The sequence below is a fragment of the uncultured Fretibacterium sp. genome (assembly GCF_963544685.1).
Lineage (GTDB): Bacteria > Synergistota > Synergistia > Synergistales > Aminobacteriaceae > CAJPSE01.
In genome coordinates, this window is the sequence record NZ_CAUUGJ010000186.1 from 1 (window position 1) to 2,956 (window position 2,956).

A 2,956-nucleotide genomic window follows, 5' to 3' on the forward strand; every position below is an offset into this window, starting at 1 on the left:
CGCCTCCCCGGCCGTCGGGGCGACCGCCGTCACCGAGAGCACGCGGCCCCCCGCCGTCCTCAGCGTTTCGCCGTCCCGCCTCGTCCCCGAGTGATAGACGACGGTGTCCGGCGGCAGGCCGGAATCGATATGGATCTCCATCCCCTCCCTCACCTTGCCGGGGTACCCCTCGGAGGCCATGACGACGCAGCAGGACGCCCCGTCGGAGAAGCGGACCTCCACCTCCGCCAGGCGCTCCTCCCGCACCGCCAGCATGATCTCGAACAGGTCGCTCTCCAGGAGGGGCAGCACGGCCTGAGCCTCGGGGTCCCCAAATCGGCAGTTGTACTCGATCACCTTCGGCCCGTCCGCCGTCAGCATCAGCCCGAAGTAGAGGCAGCCCCTGAAGGGCCGCCCCTCGGACCGGAGCGCGTCGACCGTGGGACGAAAAATCGTCCTCATGCAGCGTTCCGCCAGCTCGGGCGTGTAATGGGGGTTCGGCGCGACCGCCCCCATGCCGCCCGTGTTCGGCCCCCTGTCCCCGTCGAAGGCGCGTTTGTGGTCCATCGACGAGACCATGGGGACGATCGTGCGCCCGTCGGTGAAGGCCAGGACCGAGACCTCGGGGCCGGAAAGCCGTTCCTCGATCAGCACCCGGTCGCCGCTCGCGCCGAAGATGCGGTCTTTCATGATGGCGGCGACCGCCGCGACCGCCTGGTCCGCGTCCTCCGCCACCACGACGCCCTTGCCCCGCGCGAGGCCGTCTGCCTTCACCACCACCGGGCCCGCCGCCGCCGCGTACGCGAGCGCCCGATCCGCGTCGTCGAAGACCCGGCTGCGAGCCGTCGGGATCCCGTACCGCCGCATCAAGTCCTTGGCGTAGACCTTGCTGCCCTCGATCGCCGCGGCCCGCGCGTTCGGGCCGAAACAGCGCACCCCCGCAGCCTCCAGGCGATCGACCAGCCCCATCACCAGCGGGTCGTCGGGGGCCACCACGGCGAAGTCGATGGAGCGCTCCCGCGCGAAGGCAACCAGCGCGTCGAGGTCCGTCGCGGGGATCGGCACGCACTCGGCCAGCGCCGCAATGCCCCCGTTGCCCGGCAGCGCGCAGAGCTTCCCGATGCGCGGGCTCCGCGCCAGGCGCTCCGCAAGGGCGTGCTCGCGCCCGCCGCCGCCTACTATCATGACATTCATCTTGTTTGCGCTCCCCCTATATTATTCCATTTCAAATCATTCGTAGACGATAAGCTGACTGTCAGCGAATGAAATGAGCTCTGCAGGTCGCTTAGGTTCTTCACCAGGCGGCTGGGACTCTGCGTCGAAGGCGAAGCCAGTCGGCTTCGCTTCGACGTAAGCGATCGACACGGCATTTGGAGCCTGCGGCTCCAAAGAGCCGGTCGTCTGCTTAAACGATGTATACGGATGATTTGGAATGGAATCAGTGATGGAACAATCTCTGTCCGGTCATCACCATCGCAATCCCATACCGGTCGCACGCCTCGATCACCGCGTCGTCGCGGATCGAGCCGCCCGGCTGGGCTATGTACGAGACGCCGCTGCGCCGCGCCCGCTCCACGTTGTCGGGGAACGGGAAGAAGGCGTCGCTCGCGAGCGAGACACCGCTCATGCCGCTCAGCCAGGCGCGCCGCTCCTCCGGCGTCAGCGGGTCCGGCCGCCGGGCGAAGCAGCGCTGCCAGCATCCCTCGGCCAGGACGTCCTCGGGGGCGGGCGAGAGGTAGACGTCGATCGCGTTGTCCCGGTCCGGCCGGGCCAGGTCCGCGCGGAACGGCAGGTCCAGGACCTTCGGGTGGCCACGCAGCAGCCGTGCGTCCGTCTTGTCCCCCGCCAGGCGGGTGCAGTGTACGCGCGACTGCTGCCCCGCACCGACCCCCAGCGTCTGGCCGCCGCGCGCGGTGCACACGGAGTTGGACTGCGTGTACTTGAGCACGAGCAGGGCCAAGGTCAGGTCGCGCCGTGCGGGCTCCGGGATCGTCCGACACCGTGTCACCGGCCTGTCGAAGACCGCGGGGTCGACCGCCGCGTCGTTGCGCCGCTGCTCGAACGTGACGCCGAACACGTCGCGCCGCTCCAGGAGCGGGGGTGCCCAGCCCGGGGCCATCCGCACGACGGCATAATTCCCGTTCCGCTTCTCCCGCAGGATCGCGAGCGCCTCGTCGGAGTAGCCGGGCGCGACGACCCCGTCCGACACCTCGCGCCGGATCACCGACGCCGTGACTGCGTCGCACGGGTCGCTCAGCGCGATCCAGTCCCCGAACGACGACATCCGGTCGGTCCCCCGCGCCCGGACATAGGCGCAGGCCAACGGGGATTCGTCCAGTCCGGGGAGGTCGGTGAGAAACAGGCGCTTTTCCGCCTCGTCGAGCGGTATCCCCAGCGCCGCGCCCGCGGGGCTGACGTGCTTGAACGAGGCCGCGGCGGGCATCGCGAGCGTCTTACGCAGCTCCCGGACGAGCTGCCAGCCGTTCAGGGCGTCCAGAAAATTGATGTAGCCCGGGCGGCCGTTCAGCACCTCGAACGGGAGCTCCCCCTCCTCCACGAAGAGCCGCGCCGGGACCTGGTTGGGGTTGCAGCCGTACTTGAGTTGCAGCTCCTTCAAAGCCTCTCCTCCTTCCCATGCCGGTCGAACAGCCGCTCCTCGCAGCCCCGCCCGTTCGCCGTGAGGTACCGCACGCAGAGCGCTACCCGGTTTTCCGCGTCCAGCGCGCCCCAGAGGCCGCGGGAGAACGCCTCGATGTCCGCGGGGATCGGCACCGCTCGGGGCTCGCCCCCGAAGCTCGGCAGAGGGTCGCCGTCCCCCGCGTAGGTGTGGATGAGCCGCCCGGCGCCCGGTACGGCCTCGTACTCGAAGAACTGGCGGAGGCATTCCCCGGCTCCACCGGCCTTGAGGATGCTCAGACGGTAGACAAACGGCTGTCTCTTATACACATCTCCGAGCCCACGAGACGGAGCTACATCT

Annotated in this window: 3 protein-coding genes; all 3 read right to left on the reverse strand. The window is 69.2% G+C overall.

The genetic code is table 11. The features are described from left to right. The coding region (gene purD / locus ABLA28_RS11240; RefSeq protein ID WP_347713739.1) for a phosphoribosylamine--glycine ligase at positions 1–1,173 on the reverse strand (1,173 nt) is incomplete at its 3' end. Between the two features lie 244 nt (positions 1,174–1,417). Next, complete coding sequence (locus ABLA28_RS11245; protein WP_347713740.1) at positions 1,418–2,596, reverse strand: phosphoribosylaminoimidazolecarboxamide formyltransferase; 1,179 nt, start codon at positions 2,594–2,596, stop codon at positions 1,418–1,420. Further along, on the reverse strand, positions 2,593–2,956 hold a 364-nt coding region (locus ABLA28_RS11250), incomplete at its 5' end, for an IMP cyclohydrolase (RefSeq protein WP_347713741.1). The genes ABLA28_RS11245 and ABLA28_RS11250, both read right to left, overlap by 4 nt.